Here is a 1,569-nt window from a genome sequence, read left to right as displayed (position 1 = left end):
TGAGGAAAGTACCCATGTATCGCCGTTTACTCGCACCGGGGCTGCTGTTGCTGCTGGCCGCGTGCGCGCAGGATCCGTCGATCACCGCCGGCACGGTACGGATTTGCGACGACACAGGTTGTTCCGATCGCCCTAAAGATCAGGTCTCCTATCAAAAAAGGGACGATACGCAAGACCGCGACGATCCACGCATCGCCGCGCTCAAGCAAACCGCGAAGACCCAGCCGAAGGCCGCCTACGATCTTGGCCTGCGCTATTTCCGCGGCGACGGCGTGCGCCAGGACAGCTACCAGGCGCTCAAGTGGATGCGCGAGGCCGCCGAACGCGGCGACCTGAACGCGCAAAAGGCGCTCGGCGGTTTCTACCTGTTCGGCCTCGAGGAAATGGGCTCGGATGCGCGCGAAGCGGAGAAGTGGCTGTCGATCGCGGCGGGCCGCGGCGACAAGGAATCGAAAAAGCTGCTCGAACTCGCGCGCAAGGCCAAGAAAGAAGACGAAGAAGACTGGAAGTGGCGCACGCAATGGCGTGACACGTATTACGGCTACTGGTACTCGGGCTATCCGTACTACGGCGTCTGGCAACAGACGTACTGGTACTACTGACCGGGTATCGAGCAACGGGGCAGCAGCGGGGAGACCACCATCGCGCGCCACGCCGGGGGGCTTATCGACGTTCGCACGAACACATAAGCCGAACAACGACTCTAATCGACCGACAACGACATGAAGACCAACCTTTCCCAACGTCTCACTCAAGGCGCGCTGGTTGCAGCGCTTGGCGCGTGCGTCGCGGGTTGCGGCGGCGTGGTGACGCCCGGCGGGCAGAACGCCGGCGTGACGGGCGCGGCGGCAGGCGGCGCGAGCGCCGGCGCCGATTCGCAACTGCAGCGCTGCGCGTCGCCGCTGGGCACGATCGCGGTCGACGACGGCCGCAACGCCGACTGGTGGGGCCCGTTCGGCAGCGCGACCAAGGTGACGAGCATCGACCCGCTGCTGCGGCTGGCCGTGCAGCAGTCGAACTGCTTCGTGATCACGTCGATCGGCAACCAGAAGAGCGACGCGCGCCTGTCGCGCATCACGCAGCTGCAGCGCAACTCGGGCGAATACCGCGCGGGCTCGAAGCAGCAGAAGGGCCAGCGCGTCGCGGCCGACTACTACATGGAACCGCAGATCGTGATCAACGATTCGCCGATCGGCGGGATCGGCAGCATGATCGGCGGGCTGATCGGCAACAGCGCGGTGGCGGCGGTGGCGGGCCACCTGCAGACGAAGGCGTCGGTGGTGACGCTGACGCTGTTCGACGTGCGCTCGGCGGTGCAGATCGCGGCGTCGGAAGGCAGCTCGACGGCGACGAACTACGGCGCGGCGCTGGGCGGCCTCGGCGGCGGGGTGGGCGGCGGGCTCGCCGGCTTCTCGACGACGCCGGAAGGCAAGGCGACGGTCGTCGCGTTCATCGACGCGTGGAACAAGATGGTCGTGGCGCTGCGCAGCTACAAGGCGCAGGACGTCAAGGGCGGGCTGGGCCGCGGTGGCCAGCTGCAGGTCAACTGACGTCGCCGGGCCGGCGGGG

2 protein-coding genes are annotated in these 1,569 nt (G+C 66.9%); both read left to right on the top strand.

What is annotated here, in order from left to right:
- Positions 1 to 14: 14 nt before the first annotated feature.
- A complete protein-coding gene (locus tag CFB49_RS35335; RefSeq protein ID WP_089493126.1) occupies positions 15 to 602 on the top strand; it encodes a tetratricopeptide repeat protein in 588 nt (195 codons plus the stop codon).
- Between the two features lie 120 nt (positions 603 to 722).
- Positions 723 to 1,550, top strand: coding sequence for a hypothetical protein (locus CFB49_RS35330; RefSeq protein ID WP_089437596.1), 828 nt, complete (start codon positions 723 to 725; stop codon positions 1,548 to 1,550).
- The last annotated feature ends 19 nt before the right edge of the window (positions 1,551 to 1,569 follow it).

Source organism: Burkholderia sp. AU17457 (assembly GCF_002223255.1).
GTDB lineage: Bacteria > Pseudomonadota > Gammaproteobacteria > Burkholderiales > Burkholderiaceae > Burkholderia > Burkholderia sola.
The sequence above is the reverse complement of the archived record's forward strand: the minus strand, read 5'-3'. Positions and strand labels throughout refer to the sequence as shown.